Source organism: Tabrizicola sp. (assembly GCF_041919135.1).
In the GTDB taxonomy this organism is placed as follows: domain Bacteria; phylum Pseudomonadota; class Alphaproteobacteria; order Rhodobacterales; family Rhodobacteraceae; genus Tabrizicola.
The window spans coordinates 42,937-64,848 of record NZ_JAYRUJ010000019.1 but is presented as its reverse complement, the minus strand read 5'-3'; the positions used below and the strand labels follow the sequence as shown (position 1 = coordinate 64,848).

Genomic DNA, 21,912 nt, shown 5'->3' with positions numbered 1-21,912 from the left:
CAGCGCTCGGATCAGATCCCATTCGAAGTCCGAAAGATCAAAACGCGCCATCACCACCTCCATCGAGGCGAGTGAATCACGCTTCAGAACCCGCGGAAATCCCGTTTATGAGTTCACAGCCTAGACCCCCTCGCCTTGAACATCATCAAGGATGCGGTAGACGCTGGCCCGACCGATGCCGAGACGCTTGGCGATCTCTGTCCCGCCGATGCCCTCACGGTGCAGCTTCACCACGTCGTCGGCCTTGGCCCGTGCGGTGGGTGCCCTGCCCTTGTATTTGCCTTCGGCCTTCGCCTTGGCGATGCCTTCACGCTGGCGCTCAAGCATGATCTCCCGCTCAAACTCCGCCACGCCCCCGAGGATGGTCAGCATCAGCTTGCCCGTGGGTGTCGCGGTATCAATGCCCATAGCGAGGATGCGGAGGGCCACACCCTTGGCCTCTAGCTGCCCTAGAAGGTCCACCAGATGGGCCACAGAGCGGGCCAAGCGGTCCAGCTTAGTGACCACCAGGGTGTCCCCTTGGCGGGCGAACAACAGGGCCTCTGCCAGCTTCTCCCGCTTTGCTACGTCCACACTGGACACCTGTTCCACAAAGACCCTCTCGCACCCTGCCGTGGCAAGGTCGCGTTCCTGGGCTTCAAGCCCGGCCTTCTGGTCAAGGGTGGAGGTTCGGGCATATCCGATCAGCATGGCGGGCGTCTCCTGTCTCACTGGGTCTCTTAGACGTGATACGCGATACCGTCTCAAACTGTCAAGACCATTCGTATGGGACAACGTAAGAGATGCCGTGAGGCGTCCCGCTAGACCGTGATCTGTGCGACAGAAGGGGTGCGGGACTTACGGTTCCATAGCACTTCAACTTGAAGTTCTGTTCGCAGGGACGAGGGGCAGAGTGGCGGCCAATAAGGGGTAGCCCGATGGTTGAGAAGGCGACCCCCACACGGGGGGATTGCGCGGCATCATAAGTCAATGTCAGCGTCTCGAAAATTTGTGCAATTTTTGGAGGACTTGATACAGTCCACTTACCAAATCCAAGGAGATGACGTTGGAAAGCATAGTTGCATTTGTTGAAGGAATTTCGGGAACGATCACTGCTATTGCCACCATCGCACTTGCAGTCTGACTTGGGTTCTCGCCCGTGCAACCAACCTTATGGCAAAGGCAACGTCTTCGGCAAACGTAGTCGCCAGTCTTGACGTAAATCAATGGTCTTTCCGACACTTGGACCTTGTAGTCCACAATACCGGCAATGCCGCAGCTTTCGATGTGACTGTGGCGTTCACGCCGCCTCTGCCGTTCATGTCCGAAGCGGAGAAGGACGATACGCCATTCGGGAAGATCAGCGTCCTTCGCCCAAACCAAACGCTAAAGTCAAGCGTGAATGATTGGCAGTCGGTTGGAAAGGAAGTCTACCGGGTCGAGGTGAAGTGGAAGCGGACCCCTACTTCTCGGAAATCGGAGATCAACGCCTACGACATCAATCTCGCAGCCCTGGGCAAGGTTTCGCGGCTTGGGGCGGGTTCGCCGGAAGTTCAAATCGCCGAGCAAATCAAGAAGCTGCGCGAAGACTGGCAGAGTGTGGCCCGTGGTCAACGGCACCTCAAGGTCGATAGCTATGACAACGCGGACCGGGAACGCGACCGAGAAGCGATGGAAGAGCGGTTTCGGGAGTTCAAAGAGGCGCAGAAGCAAGACAGGGAACAAGGCGAGGCAGGGGCAGCGGAGTAGCTTGTGACGACACGATTCATGCACTAGCGTAAGCACACACTGGCGACACGTCAGGCACACACGGCGGAAACCTTCTGGAAGCCTTACGGGCGGAAGCTATTGAGAAAACAGGAGAAAGTGACGGCCAGTCTGGGTTAGATTTTCAAACCCGTTGCCCTTCACCCGCTCCAATGAAACCGCCGCCCCCTCCGGGCGGCGGTTCCGTTTTGGGGGCTTACGGCACCGGGGTCCAGAGCACGTCGTCGATCCGGGGCGCGCCGGTGGCCAGCATGACCACCCGGTCGAAGCCCATGGCGATCCCGGCGGCGGGTGGCATCAGGGCGAGTGCGGCCAGGAAATCCTCGTCCAGCGGATAGGTCTCGCCATAGACGCGGGCCTTCTCCGCCATCTCGCCCTGGAAGCGCAGGCGCTGTTCGGCCGGGTCGGTCAGTTCGCCGAAACCGTTCGCCAGCTCCACCCCGCAGGCATAGACCTCGAAACGCTCGGCCACCCGCGCGTCGCCCGGCACCTTGCGCGCCAGCGCCGCCTCGGCCGAGGGGTAGTGGTCCAGGATCGTCACCCTGCCCTGCCCGAGCTTCGGCTCGACCTTCTCGGACAGGACCCGGCTCAGCATGTCGGACCAGGTGTCGTCCGGGGCGCGGCGGAGGCCGATCCGGTCCAGCTCCTGCCCCAGACGGGCGGCATCGGTGGTGCCGTCGGCGCGGATCGAGGCCATGAGGTCCACCCCGGCATGGCTCCGGAACGCCTCGGCCACCGAAAGGCGCTCGGGCTCGGCGAAGGGGTCGCAGGTCCGGTCGCGGAAGCGGAGGAGACCGGCCCCCGCCTCGCGCAAGGCGAGGCGCAGGAAGGCCATGGTGTCGGCCATCAGCACCTCGTAGCCCTCGCCCACCCGGTACCATTCCAGCATCGTGAACTCGGGGGAATGCAGCGGACCCCGTTCCCGGTTGCGCCAGACATGCGAGAAGGCATGGATCCGGGTCTCGCCGGCCGCGAGGAGCTTTTTCATCGCGAATTCGGGCGAGGTATGCAGATACATCGGCCGGGGCTGGCCGTCGTTGCCGATCGCCTGGGTGGCGAAGCCGTGCAGATGCGCCTCGTTGCCGGGACTGGCGGCAAGGGCGGCGGGGTCGACCTCGGTGAAACCCTCGCCCGCAAGCCAGCCCCGGATCGCGGACTGGATGCGGTTGCGGGTCAGAAGCAGGGGGCGGCGGTCGGCGTGGAAGGCGGGGCTCCACCAGCGGGACGAGGGATTCATCTGGAAATTCCGGTCTGGATGGGTTAGGGCGCGCGGGCAAAGGCCGGTCTAGGGGACCGGACCACCGATCACAAGGACCAGACCTTTGAAAGTCATCGCCTCTTCGCTTCGCAAGGGCAACGTCGTCGAGATGGACGGCAAGCTCTATGTCGTGCTGACCGCCTCGAACTTCCACCCCGGCAAGGGCACGCCCACCACCAGCGTCGACATGCGCCGGATCTCGGACGGGGTGAAGGTCAGCGAACGCTGGCGGACCACCGAGATGGTCGAGAAGGCCACCGTCGACGAGCGCGAGTATGACTACCTTTACGAGGACGGCGAGGGCTTTCACTTCATGGAGCCGACGACCTACGAGCAGGTCGTCGTCACCGAGGACGTGATGGGGGCGAACAAGCCCTACCTGCAGGAAGGCATGCGCTGCTATGTGAAGACCTTCGAAGGGGTTCCGATCGCGCTGGAGGTGCCGCAGAAGATCACCGTCGAGATCACCGAGACCGAGCCGGTGGTGAAGGGGCAGACGGCCTCGTCCTCGTACAAGCCGGCGATGACCTCGAACGGGCTGCGGGTGATGGTGCCGCCCCATATCGGGCCGGGCACGCGGATCATCATCAACACCGATGATGACAGCTATGTCGAACGGGCGAAGGACTGACTGTCCACGGTGGACAATTCCGCAAATCCCTGACAAATCAATGACTTGCCTGCGGACGTTAAGGAATTGGAAAGCTTTGGGAAGGCACGCCGCGGGGCGTGCCTTTTTGCTTTGAGGGGGGCTGCAAACCGCTATTCTGCCGCCCAAAGGGAGGACCGGATGCCCGCCGAGAGCCATGATGCCTACAAGCCCGCCGAGATCGCGGCGCTGATCGAGACGGCGGGGGTCGCCAAGGCCGCCCTGCCCCTGCACCGGATGGCCGTGCTGGCGCTGCTGGCGGGGGCCTTCATCGGCTTTGGCGCGGCCTTCTGGTGCATGGCGATGGCGGGGGCGGACCCCGGCTTCGGGCCGCAGCGGGTGCTGGGCGGCGCGGTCTTTGCGCTGGGGCTGATCCTGGTCGTGGTCGGAGGGGCGGAGCTTTTCACCGGCAATGCGCTGATGGTGATGGCGGCGGTGGACCGGCGGATCACGCTGGGGGCGCTGTTGCGCAACTGGGGGATCGTCTGGCTGGGCAACCTGGTCGGCGCCCTGGCGCTCGCCTTGGCCTTCGGGCTGTCGGGGCTGCTGGACGGGCCGATGGGCGAGGTCGCGGCGAAGGCGGCGACGGCAAAGGCGTCGCTGCCAGCGATGGAGGCCTTCGTGCGCGGCGCCCTGTGCAATGCGCTGGTCTGCCTTGCGGTCTGGCTGAGCTTCGCGGCGCGGTCGGCGACGGACAAGATCCTGGGCGTCCTCTGGCCCGTCACGGCTTTCGTGGCGCTGGGGCTGGAGCATTCGGTGGCGAACATGTTCCTGTTCCCGGCGGGCCTTTGGGCCGGATCGGATGCGGGCACGGCGGGGATGCTGGGCAACCTGTTCTGGGTGACGCTGGGCAATGTGGCCGGCGGCGCGGGGGGCGTCGCGCTGGCCTACCGCTATGCCTATGGGGCGATGCGCCAGGCCTAGGGTGGGCCGTATGGCCCAGCTTGCGCCCGCGCTTCCAACCTTGGCACGTGGCGGATTGCGCAAGTTCCGGCAACAGCACATTTCCCTTCCGGTGCTTGCGTCACGGCAGGAAACCCGCATTCTGGCACTGCCACAGGAGTCCGGATCCTTGACCCTCACGCTCCCCGACCCGGTGACAGGAGAAACGGCACCCGCCGGAACCGCCGGGGCGGCCCATTCGGCCTATGTCGCCCGGTCGCGCTTCGGCAGCCTGGACGGGTTGCGCTGCCTGTGCATCCTGGCGGTGATCTGGCACCACAGTCCCTGGTGGACCGGGATCGCGGGGCGGCCGCGACTTCTGGAGCGTGGCTTTGTCGGGGTGGATTTCTTCTTCGTCCTGAGCGGATTCCTGATCACGACCCTTTTGCTGCGCGAGGCGCGCCGCAAGGGCCGTTTCTCCCTGGCCGGATTCTACTGGCGGCGGGCGCTGCGTATCCTGCCGGTCTATTATTTCGTCGTCACCTTTGTGGCGGCCTATCTGTATTTCGTCTCGGGACGGACAGAGATCCTGCCGCTGCTGCCCTATTATTACGCCTTCCTGTCCAACTTCCTGGTGGAGCAGATACCGCTCTTGTCCCCGACCTGGTCGCTTGCGGTGGAAGAGCAATATTACCTGATCTGGCCGCTGGCCCTGCTGATCCTGCCCCGGCGGCTGGTGCTTCCCGTGCTGGCGCTGGTGATCGGCGCCAACGTGCTGGGGGTGATCGGGGTGTTCGGCCTGTCGCCGGCGACGCTGGGTCCGCTTCGCTTCAGCCTGCCGGGCGCGACCTATGCGCCGATCCTGATCGGATCGGCACTGGCGCTGCTGCTGGACCGTGGGCCGGTCTTCGCCGCGCTCTGGCCGGTGCTCGGGCGGCGGGGTGCGGCGCCGCTGGCCTTTGCCGCGATCCTCGTCCTGTTGCAAAGCCTGCCCGATGATCTGCGCGGCCTGCCGAACCTGGCCCTGCACCTTGCCATGGCGGGTGCGCTGGCGGCCCTGGTCATGCGCGAGGACCATATGCTCGCCGCGCCGTTGCGCTGGCGACCGATCGCCCGGATCGGCGAGATCAGCTATGGCATCTACCTGTATCACCTGCTGGCCCTGCATGCGGCCGGCCTGGTGCTTGAAAGGCTGGGAATTGCCACGGGACCCGTCGTCCTGGTCGCCTACCTGGTCCTTTCGATCCTGATCGCCGAGATCAGCGACCGGACCCTGGAAAGCTATTTCCGCAAGTTCCGCAACCGGGGACCCGGGGCCTGGGCCTGACTCCGGTCGGGGTCGTTCGGGACGCATGGCGGATCGGGGCCTGCTCTGCGCTGATCGCCGGGCCGAGCAGTCCCCAGGCGGCGTTCAGGGGGCCAGTTCGCCCGCCTCGATGCGGAAGGGCAGGATGTTGCCGGGGGGCGGTAGCGGACACACGGCGAAGTCGGTGAAGGCGCAGGGCGGCGAGATGGCGCGGTTGAAATCCAGCGTGATTTCCCTGTCGTCCGGATCCTCGCCGAAGAGGAAGCGGCAGGCCGGATAGGTCTCGCCCGCCGTGCGGTCGCGGAAGACGAACATCGGCTTGCCGGATTTCCAGTGCGTCGGGGTCAGGGTGAAGGCCTGCCCATCATGGAGAAAGCTGGCGCGATGGGTGAGGGATACCTCGGCCTTCGAGCCGTCCTTCATCGTGATTTCCGTGGGCTGCGCCTCGATCTTCTCCCACCGGGCGCGGATCGTCCAGGCCGGGGCATCGGGGAAGTGGCGGAGCGTGGCGGTCGGCCGGAGGGTCAGGTCGCGGACGCGCAGCGCGGGGCTGCCGTCGACGGTGTGGATCTCGAGCAGGAAGGGATCGACCCGCAATTGCGGGAAAGCGTCGGGGACGGGCTGGAAGGGTTGCGGCGCCTCGCCCGGGCGGGCGAAGGTGGCGCCGGCCTCGGAAAGGTCGAGCGTGCCGAGGAGGTCGGGGCCGGAAGACAACCGCACCTCCTGCCCCGCGCCGACGAGATGGCGGCCGGGGGCCAGGTCGATGCGGGCGACGAGGTTCAGCCAGCCGTCGGGGGCGGTCAGCGCGGCAAGGCGGGCGGCGCGGTGGTCTGACAGGGAGAGCATCACGCGGCCTCGAAGGTGATCTTCCGGCGCAGGAACTGGGTCGCCTTGTTCGAGACATAGGCCGGGTCGCCGGTGGTCAGGAACCGGGACTGCGTGCCGGACCCGCGGAACTGGGGCCGGCGGGTGAGGTAGTCGGCAAGGCTTTCGGCGACGAGGTTGGCCTGGGAGTAGACCTTGACCTGGGGACCCAGCGCCTCCTGGAAGGTCTTTTCCATCAGGGGGTAATGGGTGCAGCCAAGGATCGCGGCCTCGGGGTTGGGCATCCGGCGTTTCAGCGCCTCGACATGGGAGCGGACGAGGGCCTCGGCCAGGATCTCGTCGCCCTGTTCGATCGCGTCGACCACGCCGCCGCAGGGCTGCGCCTCGACATCGACGCCGATGGCGCGGAAGGCCAGCTCGCGCTGGAAGGCGCGGGAGGCGACGGTGGCGGGGGTGGCGAAAAGGGCGACGTGCTTGACGGCCACCTCGCGCGGGGGGGTGTTGTCGCCCCAGTGGCGTTCGGTCAGCGCCTCGATCAGGGGCACGAAGACGCCGAGGACGCGCTTTTCGGGCGGGACCCAGGTTTCCTGCATCCGCTTCAGCGCGGCGGCGGAGGCGGTGTTGCAGGCGAGGATCACCAGATCGCAGCCCTCGGCCCAGAGGCGTTCGGTGGCGGCGCAGGTCAGGTTGAAGATGTCGTCGGCGGTGCGGACGCCGTAGGGGGCATGGGCATTGTCGCCGAAATAGACGAAGGGGACTTCGGGCAGGCGCTTTGTCAATGCATCAAGGACAGTGAGCCCGCCAAGGCCCGAATCGAAGACTCCAACCGCCATGCCTGTTCCTTTCCCCGGCGCGGAAATCCCCGCGCGGCCTGCTTTCGGGGGATCATAGGCCGCTCGGGCCGGGGGCGAAAGGGCCAAGCGGCGCGGGCGGGGATCCGGGCTGCCGGGTTTACTTGCGTTCGGGTTTCCCTATGTAGGGGCGGACATGTTAGGGTTACCATCGGTTTCAGGAAAGGATTGGGCATGGATTGGGACAAGCTGAGGATCTTTCACGCAGTCGCGGAGAAAGGCAGCCTGACCCATGCGGGCGACGTGCTGCACCTGTCGCAATCGGCCGTCAGCCGCCAGATCCGGGCGCTGGAGGAAAGCCTGAATGTCACGCTCTTCCACCGCCATGCGCGGGGGCTGATCCTGACCGAACAGGGAGAGCTTCTGTTCGACGCCACCCAGGCCATGGTCAAGCGGCTGGACGCCACCGCCGCGCGGATCCGCGACAGCGAGGACGAGGTCTTCGGCGAATTGCGGGTCACGACGACGATGGGCTTCGGGACGCTCTGGCTTGCCCCGCGGCTGGCGCGGCTTTACGAGAAATACCCGGCGCTGAAGATCGACCTGATGCTGGAGGAGCGCGTCCTCGACCTGCCGATGCGCGAGGCCGACGTGGCGATAAGGATGAAGGAGCCCAGCCAGGCCGACCTGATCCGCAAGCGGCTGATGAACATCCGCATGCAGCTGTTCGCGACGCCGGAATACCTGGCCAAGCACGGCACGCCCGAGACGATGGACGACTTCAGCTCGCACCGGCTGATCAGCCAGCACGCGGGCACGCCGCAGGTGGCGGCCGGGGCGCTCTTGGTGCAGGACCTGATGACGCATGACATCCCTTCGACCCTGACGGTGAACAACTATTTCGGCGTGCTGCAGGCGGTGCTGAATCACCTCGGGATCGGGGTGCTGCCGGATTACCTGACCGACGATTTCCCCAATCTGGTCCGCGTCCTGCCCGATGTGGAAAGCGCCGAGGTGCCGGTCTTCCTGGCCTATCCCGAGGAGTTGCGCCATTCCAAGCGGGTCGCCGCCTTCCGCGATTTCGTGACCGAGGAGATCATGACCTTCCGCCGCCGCCATGCCGAGGAAGCCGCCGCCTGAGCGGGCAAGAATGCTGCCATGCAGCAAGTGCATATCGGGAATGCCGAATTTGCGGGCACCCTGCCCTTGTCTGCGGCACCATTGGGCCCTATCTGCATCCCAGAAGCGGCGATGAGCGTGCTCTCGCCCTTCTACCTCCCTGTTGGACTTGGCCGAGCGGAAGCTCGGCCTTTTTTTTGGCCGCTGCCCCGGCGGCCGGACAATTCCGTGAAAAAGTGGCGACGGGACCCCGCGGGGCCTTTGCCCTTCGGCGGGCTTTCCCTTATGAGGCGGGCCAAGCCGCCAGAGGGGATGCCATGCAAGAGCCCGCCATCACGCCGGAAGTCGTCGCCAGCCACGGGATCAAGCCCGACGAATGGGAGCGCCTGCTGGGCATCCTGGAACGGCAGCCGAGCTTTACCGAGCTGGGCATCTTCAGCGCGATGTGGAACGAGCATTGTTCCTACAAATCGTCGAAGATCCACCTGAAGAAACTGCCGACCACGGGGCCGCAGGTGATCTGCGGGCCGGGCGAGAACGCGGGCGTCGTGGACATCGGCGACGGCCAGGCGGTGATCTTCAAGATGGAGAGCCACAACCACCCCTCCTATATCGAGCCGCACCAGGGTGCCGCGACCGGCGTGGGCGGCATCCTGCGCGACGTCTTCACCATGGGCGCGCGCCCCATCGCGGCGATGAACGCACTGAGCTTCGGCATGCCCGACCACCCCAAGACCGCGCATCTGGTGAAGGGCGTGGTCGAGGGGATCGGGTCCTATGGCAATGCCTTCGGCGTGCCCACGGTGGGCGGCGAGGTGCGCTTTCATGCCGCCTATAACGGCAACTGCCTGGTGAACGCCTTTGCCGCGGGTCTCGCCGATGCGGACAAGATCTTCTATTCGGCCGCCTCGGGCGTGGGGATGCCGGTGGTCTATCTTGGCGCCAAGACCGGCCGGGACGGCGTCGGCGGCGCGACGATGGCCAGCGCCGAATTCGACGACACGATCGAGGAAAAGCGCCCGACGGTGCAGGTCGGCGACCCCTTCACCGAAAAACGGCTGCTGGAGGCCTGCCTGGAGCTGATGGCTTCGGGGGCCGTCATTTCCATCCAGGACATGGGCGCGGCCGGGCTGACCTGCTCGGCGGTGGAGATGGGCGACAAGGGCGGGCTCGGGATCAAGTTGCAGCTGGACGACGTGCCGCAGCGCGAGACCGGCATGACCGCCTACGAGATGATGCTGTCGGAAAGCCAGGAGCGGATGCTCATGGTGCTGAAGCCCGAGAAGGAGGCCGAGGCGCGGGCGATCTTCGTCAAATGGGACCTGGACTTCGCCATTGTCGGCGAGACCATTCCCGAGGACCGTTTCCTGATCCTGCATGGCAACGAGGTGAAGGCGGATATTCCGCTGTCGAAGCTGTCGTCCAGCGCGCCGGAATATGACCGGCCCTGGATCCCGACCCCGGCGGCGGCGCCGCTGGGCCATGTGCCGCCGATCGAGGCGCTGGACGGGCTGCGGGCGCTGATCGGCTCTCCGACCTATGCGCACAAGGCCTGGGTCTATGAGCAGTACGACAGCCAGGTGGGCGCCGATACGCTGGTGACGCCGGGCCTGCCGGCGGGCGTGGTGCGGGTGCATGGCACGCAGAAGGCGCTGGCCTTCACCAGCGACGTGACGCCGCGCTATGTCAAGGCGAACCCGGTCGAGGGCGGCAGGCAGGCGGTGGCCGAGGCCTATCGCAACCTCTGCGCGGTGGGGGCGCGGCCGCTGGCGACGACCGACAACCTGAACTTCGGCAACCCGGAAAAGCCCGAGATCATGGGCCAGTTCGTCGGCGCCCTGCAGGGGATCGGCGAGGCCTGCCTGGCGCTGGACATGCCGATCGTCTCGGGCAACGTGTCGCTTTACAACGAGACCGACGGCAAGGGCATCCTGCCGACGCCGACCATCGGGGCGGTGGGGCTGCTGGCCAGGATGGACGAGCTGATCGCCGGGCGGCCGGCCGAGGGCGACCTGGCCGTGGTGCTGGGCGCGACCAAGGGGCATCTGGGCCAGTCGGCGCTGCTGGCCGAGGCCTTCGGGATCGAGGCCGGGGATGCGCCGCCCGTCGACCTGGCGGCCGAGCGCCGGGCGGGCGAGTTCCTGCGCGCCAACCGCAAGGCGATCCGGGCCTGCACCGACCTGTCGGACGGGGGCCTTGCGCTGGCCGCCTTCGAGATGGCCGAGGGCGCCGGGCTGGGGGTGAGGATCGACAGCGGCGAGATCGGCTTCCTGTTCGGCGAGGATCAGGGGCGCTACCTGATCGCCATCCGTGCCGAGGCGCTGCAGGGCCTTCTGGCGGCGGCAAGGGCGGCGGGCGTGCCGGTGGCGCTGGTCGGCCAGTTCGGCGGCGACAGCGTGGCCTTCGGCGCCGAGGTCGCGCCCCTGGCCGATCTGTCGCGGCTGTACCGCACGGCCTTCGCCGAGATGGTCGGCGTCTGATGCTGCGTCCGGCGACGGCGGCGGATTTCGCCTTCATCCGGGGGCTGGCCCGCCGTCCCGACTATGCGCCCTTCATCACCGACGAGGACGAGGCGGCGCTGGCGGCCTATCTGGCCGATCCGGCCGCGCGCCTGCTGGTCTGGGAGGTCGGGGGCCAGCCGGCCGGTTTCGCCCTGTTCTGCCAGGCGGGGCCGGTGGTGGAACTGCGGCGGCTGGCGCTGGCCGAGGCGGGCCAGGGCCGGGGCCGGGCCTTCGTGCGGGCGCTGGTCGATCACGGCTTCGGCGCGATGGGGGCGGAGCGGCTGTGGCTGGATGCCTCGGGCGAGAATGCGCGGGCGCAGGCGCTTTACCAACGCATCGGGTTTACGCTGGAGGGGCGGATGCGCAAGCACTGGTTCCGCCCGGCGCTGGGGCGGGTGGTGGACCTGATGCTTTACGGCATGTTGCGGGACGAGTGGGAGGGCCTTGAACCCCTTCCGGCGCAAGCCTAGTCTAAAGGGATAGTTCAGGAGACGCCGATGCCAGTCGAAGCCAGCGATATCGAAGCCCTGCTGCGGGAAAGCTTTCCCGATGCGAAGATCACGGTGCAGGGCGACGACGGCGCGCATTTCGCGGCCGAGGTGATCGACGAATCCTTCCGCGGCCTGAACCGGGTGCAGCAGCAGCGCGCGGTCTATGCGGCGTTGAAGGGCCGGATGGACGGGCCGAACGGCGCGCTGCACGCGCTGGCGCTGACGACGAAGGCGCCCGACTGAGGCGGGAGGGGATGATCGCCGACCGCCCTGCCCTGCGGCGGCCTGTGCTGGTGCTGGTGCTTGCAGGCGCGACGGGCTCCGCCTATGTGCTGGGACAGGGCTTGGATCTGGCCCAGGTCCGGTGAGGAGTTGGACGGATGGCGACGGCAGGCGGCTTCGGGGCGCTGATCCCGGTGGCGATGACGCTGGCGGGGATCGTGGCGATGGCAAGGGCCAGATCCCGGCGGCGGCGGGGCGAAGCCCCCCCGGAGGACGAGGATTTCGAGCGGCGCCAGGCGGCCGCGGCGGAAATGGAACGGCGCATGGCCTCGTATCTGGCGGGGCGCAGCGCGGGGGGCTGGGACGAGGCCCCCGGTGAGGACCGGAAACAGGAGACCGAAAGATGAGCGCGCAGGATCAGATCCGCGAGACGATCGAAAAGAACGATGTGGTGCTGTTCATGAAGGGCACCAAGATGATGCCGCAATGCGGGTTCTCGTCCCGCGTCGCCGGGGTCCTGAACTTCATGGGGATCGACTACCAGGACGTGAACGTGCTGGCCGACGCCGAGATCCGCCAGGGGATCAAGGACTTCAGCGAATGGCCGACGATCCCGCAGCTTTACGTCAAGGGTGAATTCGTCGGCGGCTGCGACATCGTCACCGAGATGACGCTCTCGGGCGAGCTGGACCAGCTTCTGGAAGCCAAGGGCGTGGCCTTCGACAAGGCAGCGGCGGACAAGATCCGCGAAGCCAACGCCTGAGATCCGGCAAGGATCGGAAGGCCCGCCCGGACCGGCGGGCCCATTGCCGTCATGCCCCGGTCAGCATCAGGTCGATCGCGCGGATGATCCGGTCACGCTCATGCGCAAGGCTGAGGACGAAGGTTCCCAGTTCGGCGACGGTCAGGGTCGCGACGACATGCGGCACGATCCGCAACCGGACATCCCCGGCCGTCAGGACGGGCGACAGGGCCGCGAAGCCGGGGACTTGCCGGCTTTCCGGCATCGCCAGGCAGACGGCCCGGGTGCTGAGATCTTCCAGCAGGTCCGATTGCAGGACAACGACGAAATCGCCGTCAGCGGTGCGGTAAAGGTCGAACTGGCGGGCCATCAGAACTTGCGGAACTGCGACAGCGGCACGCCGCCCTCCTCGATCCATTTGTTGTAGTCGGCGACGGCCTCGGCGTTCTCTTGCTTCCAGCGCAGGGCCCGGGCGGCGCGGACCTGGGCGAGGATGCCTTCCTCGGCCGCGCGGGAGAGGTTCACGCCAAGCGCGCGCGCCTCGTCCAGGAGGGCGGCGTCGAGGGTCATCGAGGTGGAACGGCGGGTCATCGGCGGGCTCCTTCACGGCAAGGATACCGCAAGACATACCGCATCGGAAGCGGTATGTCCCTGCCCTACCCGGCCCGGCAGGTCAGGAGCGGGACCTCGTCCGCCGGCGTCTTCCAGTAGAGCGTCGCCTCGTCGCCCTTGGTCCACCAGACATAACCCGCCCCGTCCGAGGGCCAGCCATAGCGCGCGCCGGAGGCGGCGGGTTCGTTCACCAGCGTGACCTGGCGGCCCTCGACCTGGATCACCACCAGGCTGAGGTCCGGCCCGTTGACATAGGTCGCGGGCACCACGACGCCACGGTCGCAGGCATAGCTGTCGGTCGCGAAGTCCTGCGCGGCGGCGAGCTGCGGCAGGAGCGCCGCCAGAATAGCGAGGCGCTTCATCCGCCGACCCGCTCCTCGACGCGGGCGGCCATGGCCTCGGCCCGTGCGGCAATCTCGGCCAGGGTCTCGAAAACCCGGGGCGGGACCACGGCCACGTCGCGGGTGGCGACGGGGCGGGCCTCAAGCTCGGCCAGGCGGGCGCGCAGCGTGCGGTTCTCGTCCTCGACCGCGGCGGTCTTGTCGGCCAGCATCAGCCCGGCCATCAGGAGCATCCGCACCTCGGGCAGGCGGCCAAGCTGGGCGACCAGGGGCGCCGCCTCGGCGTCCAGCATGGCGGCGGCGGTCTGGAGGAAATGCTCCTCGCCCGCCTGGCAGGTGACCTGGAACCCGCGGCCGCCGATCATCACTTCGAGTTCGGGCATCAGCGGGCCTCCGTCAGATGGGGTTCGAGGGCGGCGAGAATCTCGTCCATCTCGGCGATCTCGGTCAGGCGCAGGGCGCGGAAGGCGTCCAGCTCGGCCGCCATCGCCTTGTTGATCTGCTGCGGCTCGGCCAGGCCGGAGTCCTGCGCGGCGCGCAGCGCGGCAAGCTGTTCGCGCAGGGCAAGATTGGTGCGGCGCATCCGCTGCAACTCCAGCCCCTGGACGTCGAGCTGCTGGGTCAGCTTGTCCAGCTTCTGCTGCAGGTCGCCCTTCGACTCGCGCTCCTTCAGGTTGCGCAGGCGGTCCTGAAGCTGGGCGGTGAGGGCCTTCTCCTCCTCCAGCTGGCTGCGCAGGGTGGCATCGGCGGGCGCGGCGGCCATCGGCGCCGGGCGTGCGGCCGGCGGCGCCGGCGGCGCGGCGGCAAGCCGGTCCACCCCTTTGCCGATCCGCTCCAGCGCCGCGGTTATCCGCTGTTCCAGCCGGGAGATTTCCTGCATCGCCACCCCTTTCGCCCGCATCCTGCCTGTCCGGGCGCGGCCTGACGCACCCGGCCAGTCCAGTGTCCGAATCGCGCCGGGCAGGTCAAGGGCGATCTTAGCCCGAATCCCGGCAAAGGGGACCGGCCTTTCTTCCCAAGCACTTGGACACCAAGCTTGATCTTGCCGGGTGCGGCCGTTAGGAGGCTGGGGCAAATTCCCCCTCTCCTTGCCGAAGGAAGCCGCCCCGTGGATATCCAGACCCTCCGCCAGACGCACCCCGACCACTGGATGCGCGCGACCGCGATCCGCGCCCTGACGCTGGATGCGGTGGCGGCCGCGAATTCCGGCCATTCGGGAATGCCGATGGGCATGGCCGACGTGGCGACGGTGCTGTTCGAGAAGCATCTGAAATTCGACCCCTCGGCCCCGCGCTGGCCGGACCGCGACCGCTTCATCCTCTCGGCGGGGCATGGGTCGATGCTGATCTACTCGCTTCTGTACCTGACCGGCTACGAGGACATGACGCTGGAGCAGATCAGGAATTTCCGCCAATGGGGCGCGATCACGGCGGGCCACCCGGAATACGGCCATGTCGCCGGGGTGGAGACGACGACGGGGCCCCTGGGCCAGGGCATTTCCAACGCGGTCGGCTTCGCGATCGCGGAAGAAAGCCTGCGCGCGCGCTGGGGCGCGAAGGTGCAGGATCACCATACCTGGGTCATCGCCGGCGACGGCTGCCTGATGGAGGGCGTTTCGCAGGAGGCCATCGGTCTGGCCGGCCGGCAGCAGCTCTCGCGGCTGATCGTGCTGTGGGACAACAACGGCATCACCATTGACGGCAAGGTGTCGCTGTCGGACGTGACCGACCAGAAGGCGCGGTTCGCGGCCTCGGGTTGGGACGTGTTCGAATGCGACGGGCATGACCCGGTGGCGATCGACCGGGCGCTGACGGCGGCCAAGGCCAGCCCCCGCCCGGCGCTGGTCGCCTGCAAGACGCATATCGCCATCGGCCATGCGGCGCAGGATACCTCCAAGGGCCATGGCGCGCTGACCGACAAGGCGCAACTGCAGGCGGCGAAGGATGCCTATGGCTGGAAAGGCGGGCCGTTCGAGGTTCCGGCCGATGTGAAGAAATGGTGGGAGTCGCTCGGCGCCAAAGGGGCCAAGGCCCGCGCCGAATGGGAGGCGCGGATGGCCGCCCTGTCCCCGGCCAGGCAGGCCGAATTCGCGCGGATCTTCGCGCTGGAAGCGCCGGCGAAACTGGCCTCGGCCATTCGCGGGGTGAAGAAACAGGCGGTCGCCGACCTGCCGAAGCTGGCCACCCGGGCGGCGTCGGAGAAGGTGCTGGCCGCGGTCAACCCGGTGCTGCAGGAGACCATCGGCGGCTCGGCCGACCTGACCGGCTCGAACAACACCAAGACCGCCGACCTGGGCGTCTTCACCGCCGAGGACCGCAAGGGCCGTTACGTCTATTACGGCATCCGCGAACATGGCATGGCCGCCGCGATGAACGGCATGGCGCTGCATGGCGGGGTCCGGCCCTATGGCGGGACCTTCATGTGCTTCACCGATTATGCCCGGCCCTCGATGCGCCTGTCGGCGCTGATGGGGATCCCGGTGGTCTATGTGATGACGCATGACTCGATCGGCCTGGGCGAGGATGGACCGACCCACCAGCCGGTGGAGCATCTGGCGATCAGCCGCGCGACGCCGAACACGCTGGTAATCCGCCCCGCCGACCTGGTGGAGGTCGCCGAGGCCTGGGAAATCGCGCTGACCGAGAAGACCCGGCCGACGGTGCTGGCGCTGAGCCGCCAGAACCTGCCGGCGGTGCGCAAGTCGCATACCAACAGCAACATGGTCGCCAAGGGCGCCTATGTGCTGGCCGAGGCGACGGGCAAGCGGCAGGTGATCCTGATCGCCACCGGATCCGAGGTCGAGATCGCCCTGAAGGCCCGCGAGGCGCTGGAGGCCGAGGGGAACGGCACCCGTGTGGTGTCCATGCCGTCGATGGAGCTGTTCGCGGCGCAGGACGAAGCCTGGCGGCGCAAGGTGCTGCCGCCCGGCCCGGTGCGGGTCGCGGTCGAGGCGGGCGTGCGGCAGGGCTGGGACCGCTGGCTGCTGGGCGAGCGCGGCCGCGAGGCCAAGGCCGGCTTCGTCGGCATGTCGAGCTTCGGTGCCTCGGCCCCGATGGAACGGCTTTATGCCGAGTTCGGAATCACGGCGGAAGCCACGGTCGCCAAGGCAAAATCGCTGCTCTGACCGCCGCGGGCCGGGCAATCTGCCCATCTTTCCGTGCCGGATGGCGCAAATGGAAGGCCGCCTGTCGTGGGCGGCCTTTTCCTGTCGCGGGACGCGGGGCAGGTTCGACCCCCGGGAGGATAGCTCATGGCGTGGTGGCGAGGGTTGGCGCCGGCGATGGCCGGACCGAAGGCGGTGGACATCGGCCGGGCCGGATTGGGCGCCGGGCTGGGACTTCTGCTGGCCGGGCTCGCGCTGCGCAGTTCGGGCCTCGGCTGGCTGATCGCGCCGCTCGGGGCCTCGGCGGTGCTGGTCTTCGCGGTGCCGAACAGCCCGCTGGCGCAACCCTGGTCGGTGGTCGTCGGCAATACGATCTCGGCGCTGGTGGCGCTGGCGGTGATCACCGCCCTGCCCCATCTCGACTGGGCGGTGCCGCTGGCGGTCGGGCTGGCGATCACCGTGATGCTGGCGGCGCGGGCGCTGCATCCGCCGGGCGGCGCGGTGGCGCTGCTCGTCAGCCTGGGGGCCTCGGGCGACGTTGCCGCGACGCTGGGGCCGATCCTGGCGGGGTCCTGCCTGCTGGTCGGGATCGGCGTCCTGTGGAACCGCGCCGTGGGCCGGGTCTATCCCTTCCGCCAGCCGGCGCAGCTTGGCCCGCATGGCACCCACGACCCGACCCCGGAAGAGCGGATCGGCCTGGACCCGTCCGACCTGGCCGCGATCCTGGAGGAATACCGGCAATCGGCCAACCTGGGCGTGGCCGACCTTGCCCGGCTGGTGGGCGCGGCCGAACAGGCGGCGGCGGCGCGGCGGATGGAGGGGTTCACGGCCGCCGACATCATGTCGCGCGACCTGGTGACGGTGGGGCCGCAGGCGCCGCTGGCGCAGGTGGCGGACCTGTTCCGGACGCGGGGCTTCACCTCGCTGCCGGTGGTGGAGGAGGACGACCGCCTCCTCGGCCTGATCTTCCAGATCGACCTGATCCGCCGCGCGCGCGAGGATGCCTTCCGCCAGCACAAGAGCCTGATCAGCGCGCTGGCACGGCTGATCGACAACCATCGCGCCAAGCCGCCGAAGGCGGGCGAGATCATGGAGACCGGCGTGCCGCAGATCAGCCCGGAGACGCCGGTGGGGGCACTCCTGCCGCTCCTGGCCGATGGCGGCGCCGAGGCGGTGCCGGTGGTGGACGGGCCGCGCATCGTCGGCATCGTGACCCGGACCGACCTGGTATCCGCGCTGGCGCAGCGGCTGGCGCTGGTTCAGGCGGTCTAGAGCGGCCTGATGTCGGGCATTCCGTCGTCGTTCAGGTCGTCGTTCTGCGGCCCGTCCTCGGCGTTCACCGCGCTGGAGGTGATGTCGGCCTCGGCCTGCGAGACCTGCGGAAGATCCGCCTCGGGCAGGTCCTCGACCGGCAGGACGCCGCCCTCGGCCGAGGCGTCGCCGTCCGACAGGCGGGGTCCGTCATCATCGTCGGCATGGGGATAGGTCTCTTCCTCGCCCTGGTCGGTCAGGGTGGGGAACTCGCCCAGGTTGCCCTGGATCGCGGCCTCCTCGATCACCGGCTCGGCGGCCTCCTCGGGGTCGAGTGTCGGGGGCGGCACCTCCTCGATCGCCAGCAGCTCGCGCGCGCGGCCGAGAAAGCGGTCCGGGCCGCCTACCGGTCGGCCTTCCTCCTGCCAGAGGAGATCGGCACGGTCGCGGATGCGGGCTTCCCAGGCTTCGAAGTCTTGGCGGTTCATGGCGGCCTCCCTTTGCGCGGAGACAACGTCCGGGGGCCCGCGAAGTTCCGTCAGTGGGCGGCCGGCTTGCCCCCGGTGACCCTGGCCCAGAGCGGGCCGATGATCCGGGTGGCGACCGGGATCAAGAGGAAGCCGAGGAGCATCCCCAGCACGCCATCCAGCGCGGCGGTGACAAGCCAGCCGACAAGGCCCGGCGCGGCGGGAACGGCATGGGCGGCGGCCTCGGCAAGGTGGTGGATCGTCTCATAGGGCCAGGGCCAGAGATGCGTGACCTCAAGCCCGTGCACGACGATGCTGCCCCCGACCCAGAGCATCGCGGCCGTGCCGACGGTTGACAGAAAGGTCATCAGCTTCGGCATCGCGCGCACCAGACCCCGGCCTAGCGCCCTGCCCGCCCCGGTCCGCGCGGTGGCGGCCATGTGCAGGCCCGCGTCGTCCATCTTCACGATCAGCGCGACCGCGCCATAGACCGCGACGGTGATGAAGATCCCGACGATGGCCAGCGTGACCGCCTGCATCCAGAGGCTGGGGCTTTCGATCGTGGCCAGCGCGATGGTCATGATCTCGGCCGAGAGGATGAAATCGGTCTTGATCGCACCGGCGACCTTTTCCTCCTCCAGATGCGCGGGATCCCGGGTGTCGAAATCCGCCTCGACCGCCTGGTCGGCATGGGGGGCGAAGGCGTGCAGGAGCTTTTCGGCCCCCTCGAAGCAGAGATAGGCCCCGCCCAGCATCAGAAGCGGCATGATCACCACCGAGGCGAAATGATCCAGCGCCAGAAGGCCGGGCAGCAGCACGATCAGCTTGTTGCGGAGCGAGCCGAGCGAGATGCGCCAGATGATCGGCAGTTCGCGGTCGGCCGAGAATCCATGGACGTATTTCGGCGTCACCGCCGCATCGTCGATCACCACGCCCGCCGCCTTGGTCCCCGCCTTGGCCGCCGCCCCCGCGATGTCATCGACCGAGGCGGCCGCCACCTTGGCGATGGCCGCCACGTCGTCCAGAAGCGCCAGAAGTCCGCTCATTCCCTGCTCCACTTGCTCCGGATTCGATGTAGCGCGACCGGCGCAGGAAGGCAAAGCGGGGCCGAAGGTTAGCGCAAACAGGCGAAGATTGCGCTAACATGCTGAAAACCCGTCGCTTTTCGCCTTGCATGCAGGTCAAAGCAAGCTATCCACCTTTGATACGGATCCACAAGGGGCATTGCGACATGACCATCACCATCGGCATCAACGGCTTCGGGCGGATCGGGCGCTGCACGCTGGCCCATATCGCCGAGGCGAACCGCAACGATGTGCAGGTGGTGGCAATCAACGCGACCGGGCCGGTCGAGACGAACGCCCATCTGCTGAAATACGACAGCGTGCATGGCCGCTTTCCGGGCACGGTGAATGTCGTCGACGGCGCGCTGGACCTGGGCCGCGGGCCGATCCGGATGATGTCGACCTACAACCCCGAGGAACTGGACTGGGAAGGCGTGGACGTGGTGCTGGAATGCACCGGCAAGTTCAACGACCGCGACAAGGCGGCGGTCCACCTTGGGCGCGGCGCGAAACGGGTGCTGGTCTCGGCCCCGGCCAAGCGGGCGGACCTGACCGTGGTCTATGGCGTGAACCACCGCAGCCTGCTGCCGGAACACCTGGTCGTCTCGAACGCCTCCTGCACCACGAACTGCCTGGCGCCGCTGGCCAAGGTGCTGAACGACACGGTCGGGATCGAATCGGGGATCATGACCACGATCCACAGCTACACCGGCGACCAGCCGACGCTGGACCGGCGGCACAAGGACCTTTATCGCGCCCGCGCGGCGGCGATGGCGATGATCCCGACCTCGACCGGGGCGGGCAAGGCGATCGGCGAGGTCCTGCCGGAACTGGCGGGACGGCTGGAGGGCAGCGCGATCCGGGTGCCGACGCCGAACGTCTCGGCCGTCGACCTGACCTTCATCGCGCAGAAATCGGTGACGGTGGCCGAGGTCAACGAGATCGTGCGCGAGGCCTGCGCCGGCTACATGGGCATGGTCATGGCCTATGACCCCGAGCCCAAGGTCTCGATCGACTTCAACCACACGCCGCAGTCGTCTATCTTCGCCCCGGACCAGACCAAGGTGGCGGGCCGTTCCGTCCGCGTGCTGGCCTGGTACGACAACGAATGGGGCTTCTCCTGCCGGATGGCCGATGTGGCCGGCGTCATGGGGCGGCTGGCAAAGTAAGCGGGGCCGCGCGCCCCTTCGGGGGCAGACGTGACCGACCGCATCGCACTCTGGCTGGGACTGATCCTGGCCGCCGCAATCCTGGCCGACCTTGCCCTGAACGGCGGGTCGGCCTTGATGTTTCTGCTGCGCAAGTTCCTTGACCTGGTGGACTGGCTGGCATTCTGGCGCTGACCGCGCCGGCCTGCGCGTCGCCTCCCTTGCGATTTTGTCTTGTTAGCGCTATCAGTGCGCAGGCTATTCGAAAGGGCAAGACATGGCTGTCACGGTTGCCATCAATGGATTCGGGCGCATCGGGCGCAATATCCTGCGCGCCATCATCGAGTCGGGCCGCACCGACATCGAAGTGATCGCGATCAACGACCTCGGCCCGGTCGAGACCAACGCGCATCTTCTGCGCCATGATTCGGTGCACGGGAAATTCCCGGCCAAGGTCACCACCGGCGCGGACACGATCGACGTCGGCCGCGGGCCGATCCGGGTCACGGCGCTGAAGAACCCGGCCGACCTGCCCTGGGGCGACGTGGACATCGTGCTGGAATGCACCGGGATCTTCACCTCGAAGGAGAAATGCCTGCCGCATCTGGAAAACGGCGCCAAGCGGGTGCTGATCAGCGCGCCGGGCGAAGGGGCGGACAAGACCATCGTCTATGGCGTGAACCACCAGACGCTGACCAGCGACGACATCGTCGTCTCGAACGCCTCCTGCACCACCAACTGCCTTTCGCCCGTGGCCCAGGTCCTGCACCAGGCCATCGGGATCGAAAAGGGGATGATGACCACGATCCACAGCTACACCGGCGACCAGCCGACGCTGGATACGATGCACAAGGACCTTTATCGCGCCCGGGCGGCGGCGCTGTCGATGATCCCGACCTCGACCGGCGCGGCCAAGGCGGTGGGGCTGGTCCTGCCCGAGCTGAAGGGCAAGCTGGACGGTTTCGCCATGCGGGTGCCGACGCCGAATGTCAGCGTGGTGGACCTGAAGTTCATCCCCGCACGTCCGACCAGCGTCGAGGAGATCAACGCCGCGATCAGGGCTGCGGCGGACGGCCGGCTGCAGGGGATCCTCGGCTATACCGAGGAGAAGCTGGTCAGTTCCGACTTCAACCACGATCCGCATTCCTCGGTCTTCCATATGGACCAGACCAAGGTGATGGACGGAAGCTTCGTCTCGGTCCTGGCCTGGTACGACAACGAATGGGGCTTCTCGAACCGCATGGCTGATACCGCCGTGGCGATGGGCAAGCTGATCTGAGCCCTGGGAAACCGGGGAAAGGGCGCCTTTCGGGCGCCCTTTTCGTTTCAGCCATGCGATTCTTGCATAGCCGCAGCGCAGCATTGGACGTTGTTCGCAACCGGGGAAAGCATAT

General features: G+C 67.4%; 26 protein-coding genes. 15 read left to right on the top strand and 11 right to left on the bottom strand.

Features of this window, described 5'->3' with window-relative positions; all coding sequences use genetic code 11:
- Positions 1-120: 120 nt before the first annotated feature.
- On the bottom strand, positions 121-690 hold the full coding sequence (locus tag ACE3UA_RS13990; RefSeq protein ID WP_374646131.1) for a recombinase family protein: 570 nt from the start codon (positions 688-690) through the stop codon (positions 121-123).
- A 531-nt stretch (positions 691-1,221) separates the two neighbouring features.
- Here ACE3UA_RS13990 and ACE3UA_RS13985 point away from each other — a divergent pair.
- Complete coding sequence (locus ACE3UA_RS13985; protein ID WP_374646129.1) at positions 1,222-1,728, top strand: hypothetical protein; 507 nt, start codon at positions 1,222-1,224, stop codon at positions 1,726-1,728.
- A gap of 214 nt (positions 1,729-1,942) precedes the next feature.
- On the opposite strand, the gene epmA is transcribed toward ACE3UA_RS13985, so the two are convergent.
- Positions 1,943-2,983 carry an EF-P lysine aminoacylase EpmA gene (gene epmA / locus ACE3UA_RS13980; RefSeq protein WP_374646127.1) on the bottom strand — a complete coding sequence of 347 codons (1,041 nt, stop codon included), beginning with the start codon at positions 2,981-2,983 and terminating at the stop codon, positions 1,943-1,945.
- A gap of 85 nt (positions 2,984-3,068) precedes the next feature.
- Here epmA and efp point away from each other — a divergent pair, with 85 nt between their 5' ends.
- From efp to ACE3UA_RS13965, 3 genes are all read left to right on the top strand, one after another.
- A complete protein-coding gene (efp, locus tag ACE3UA_RS13975) occupies positions 3,069-3,635 on the top strand; it encodes an elongation factor P (protein ID WP_374646125.1) in 567 nt (188 codons plus the stop codon).
- Positions 3,636-3,794: 159 nt separating this feature from the next.
- On the top strand, positions 3,795-4,577 hold the full coding sequence (locus tag ACE3UA_RS13970) for a formate/nitrite transporter family protein (protein WP_374646123.1): 783 nt from the start codon (positions 3,795-3,797) through the stop codon (positions 4,575-4,577).
- 148 nt (positions 4,578-4,725) lie between these two features.
- On the top strand, positions 4,726-5,862 hold the full coding sequence (locus tag ACE3UA_RS13965) for an acyltransferase family protein (protein ID WP_374646121.1): 1,137 nt from the start codon (positions 4,726-4,728) through the stop codon (positions 5,860-5,862).
- 84 nt (positions 5,863-5,946) lie between these two features.
- Here ACE3UA_RS13965 and ACE3UA_RS13960 read toward each other — a convergent pair whose 3' ends face one another.
- A complete protein-coding gene (locus ACE3UA_RS13960; protein ID WP_374646119.1) occupies positions 5,947-6,687 on the bottom strand; it encodes a DUF1684 domain-containing protein in 741 nt (246 codons plus the stop codon).
- Positions 6,687-7,499 (bottom strand): glutamate racemase, encoded by an 813-nt coding sequence (murI, locus tag ACE3UA_RS13955; protein ID WP_374646117.1) that lies wholly within the window; start codon positions 7,497-7,499, stop codon positions 6,687-6,689. The genes ACE3UA_RS13960 and murI overlap by 1 nt, the downstream gene beginning before the upstream one ends.
- 192 nt (positions 7,500-7,691) lie before the next feature.
- Here murI and ACE3UA_RS13950 point away from each other — a divergent pair, with 192 nt between their 5' ends.
- From ACE3UA_RS13950 to grxD, 6 genes are all read left to right on the top strand, one after another.
- Positions 7,692-8,597 (top strand): LysR family transcriptional regulator, encoded by a 906-nt coding sequence (locus ACE3UA_RS13950; protein ID WP_197641632.1) that lies wholly within the window; start codon positions 7,692-7,694, stop codon positions 8,595-8,597.
- Between the two features lie 296 nt (positions 8,598-8,893).
- On the top strand, positions 8,894-11,056 hold the full coding sequence (gene purL, locus ACE3UA_RS13945) for a phosphoribosylformylglycinamidine synthase subunit PurL (protein WP_374646114.1): 2,163 nt from the start codon (positions 8,894-8,896) through the stop codon (positions 11,054-11,056).
- On the top strand, positions 11,056-11,547 hold the full coding sequence (locus tag ACE3UA_RS13940; protein WP_374646112.1) for a GNAT family N-acetyltransferase: 492 nt from the start codon (positions 11,056-11,058) through the stop codon (positions 11,545-11,547). The genes purL and ACE3UA_RS13940 overlap by 1 nt, the downstream gene beginning before the upstream one ends.
- Before the next feature lie 27 nt (positions 11,548-11,574).
- On the top strand, positions 11,575-11,811 hold the full coding sequence (locus tag ACE3UA_RS13935; RefSeq protein ID WP_374646110.1) for a BolA/IbaG family iron-sulfur metabolism protein: 237 nt from the start codon (positions 11,575-11,577) through the stop codon (positions 11,809-11,811).
- Positions 11,812-11,948: 137 nt separating this feature from the next.
- Positions 11,949-12,197, top strand: coding sequence for a hypothetical protein (locus ACE3UA_RS13930; protein WP_374646108.1), 249 nt, complete (start codon positions 11,949-11,951; stop codon positions 12,195-12,197).
- Positions 12,194-12,553 carry a Grx4 family monothiol glutaredoxin gene (gene grxD / locus ACE3UA_RS13925; RefSeq protein ID WP_374646106.1) on the top strand — a complete coding sequence of 120 codons (360 nt, stop codon included), beginning with the start codon at positions 12,194-12,196 and terminating at the stop codon, positions 12,551-12,553. The genes ACE3UA_RS13930 and grxD overlap by 4 nt, the downstream gene beginning before the upstream one ends.
- Before the next feature lie 49 nt (positions 12,554-12,602).
- Here the strand turns inward: grxD and ACE3UA_RS13920 are convergent, their stop codons facing one another.
- The 5 genes from ACE3UA_RS13920 to ACE3UA_RS13900 form a co-directional block, all read right to left on the bottom strand.
- Positions 12,603-12,902 (bottom strand): CcdB family protein, encoded by a 300-nt coding sequence (locus ACE3UA_RS13920; protein ID WP_374646104.1) that lies wholly within the window; start codon positions 12,900-12,902, stop codon positions 12,603-12,605.
- Positions 12,902-13,123 (bottom strand): type II toxin-antitoxin system CcdA family antitoxin, encoded by a 222-nt coding sequence (locus tag ACE3UA_RS13915; protein WP_374646102.1) that lies wholly within the window; start codon positions 13,121-13,123, stop codon positions 12,902-12,904. The genes ACE3UA_RS13920 and ACE3UA_RS13915 overlap by 1 nt, the downstream gene beginning before the upstream one ends.
- Positions 13,124-13,188: 65 nt before the next feature.
- The gene (locus ACE3UA_RS13910; RefSeq protein ID WP_374646100.1) at positions 13,189-13,506 is read right to left on the bottom strand and encodes an MliC family protein; all 318 of its coding nucleotides are present in this window, start codon (positions 13,504-13,506) and stop codon (positions 13,189-13,191) included.
- A complete protein-coding gene (locus ACE3UA_RS13905; protein ID WP_374646098.1) occupies positions 13,503-13,868 on the bottom strand; it encodes a cell division protein ZapA in 366 nt (121 codons plus the stop codon). The genes ACE3UA_RS13910 and ACE3UA_RS13905 overlap by 4 nt, the downstream gene beginning before the upstream one ends.
- Positions 13,868-14,365 (bottom strand): hypothetical protein, encoded by a 498-nt coding sequence (locus ACE3UA_RS13900; RefSeq protein WP_374646096.1) that lies wholly within the window; start codon positions 14,363-14,365, stop codon positions 13,868-13,870. Before ACE3UA_RS13900 ends, ACE3UA_RS13905 begins: the two co-directional genes overlap by 1 nt.
- Positions 14,366-14,593: 228 nt before the next feature.
- On the opposite strand from ACE3UA_RS13900, the gene tkt reads away from it, so the two are divergent.
- Both tkt and ACE3UA_RS13890 read left to right on the top strand, forming a co-directional pair.
- Complete coding sequence (tkt, locus tag ACE3UA_RS13895) at positions 14,594-16,609, top strand: transketolase (RefSeq protein ID WP_374646094.1); 2,016 nt, start codon at positions 14,594-14,596, stop codon at positions 16,607-16,609.
- Between the two features lie 156 nt (positions 16,610-16,765).
- On the top strand, positions 16,766-17,860 hold the full coding sequence (locus tag ACE3UA_RS13890; protein ID WP_374646092.1) for an HPP family protein: 1,095 nt from the start codon (positions 16,766-16,768) through the stop codon (positions 17,858-17,860).
- On the opposite strand, the gene ACE3UA_RS13885 is transcribed toward ACE3UA_RS13890, so the two are convergent.
- The gene (locus tag ACE3UA_RS13885; RefSeq protein ID WP_374646090.1) at positions 17,857-18,327 is read right to left on the bottom strand and encodes a DUF2934 domain-containing protein; all 471 of its coding nucleotides are present in this window, start codon (positions 18,325-18,327) and stop codon (positions 17,857-17,859) included. The two genes, ACE3UA_RS13890 and ACE3UA_RS13885, sit on opposite strands and share 4 nt — an antisense overlap.
- A 50-nt stretch (positions 18,328-18,377) precedes the next feature.
- Positions 18,378-19,352, bottom strand: a complete 975-nt coding sequence (locus tag ACE3UA_RS13880; protein WP_374646088.1) for a DUF808 domain-containing protein — start codon at positions 19,350-19,352, stop codon at positions 18,378-18,380.
- Positions 19,353-19,537: 185 nt separating this feature from the next.
- Between ACE3UA_RS13880 and gap (ACE3UA_RS13875) the strand changes: the two genes are divergently transcribed.
- The 3 genes from gap (ACE3UA_RS13875) (at position 19,538) to gap (ACE3UA_RS13865) (ending at position 21,797) form a co-directional block, all read left to right on the top strand.
- A complete protein-coding gene (gene gap / locus ACE3UA_RS13875) occupies positions 19,538-20,539 on the top strand; it encodes a type I glyceraldehyde-3-phosphate dehydrogenase (RefSeq protein ID WP_374646086.1) in 1,002 nt (333 codons plus the stop codon).
- Positions 20,540-20,569: 30 nt separating this feature from the next.
- Complete coding sequence (locus ACE3UA_RS13870) at positions 20,570-20,713, top strand: hypothetical protein (protein ID WP_197641648.1); 144 nt, start codon at positions 20,570-20,572, stop codon at positions 20,711-20,713.
- Between the two features lie 82 nt (positions 20,714-20,795).
- Entirely contained in the window at positions 20,796-21,797 is a 1,002-nt protein-coding gene (gene gap, locus ACE3UA_RS13865; RefSeq protein ID WP_374646084.1) for a type I glyceraldehyde-3-phosphate dehydrogenase, read from the top strand.
- Positions 21,798-21,912 lie beyond the last annotated feature (115 nt).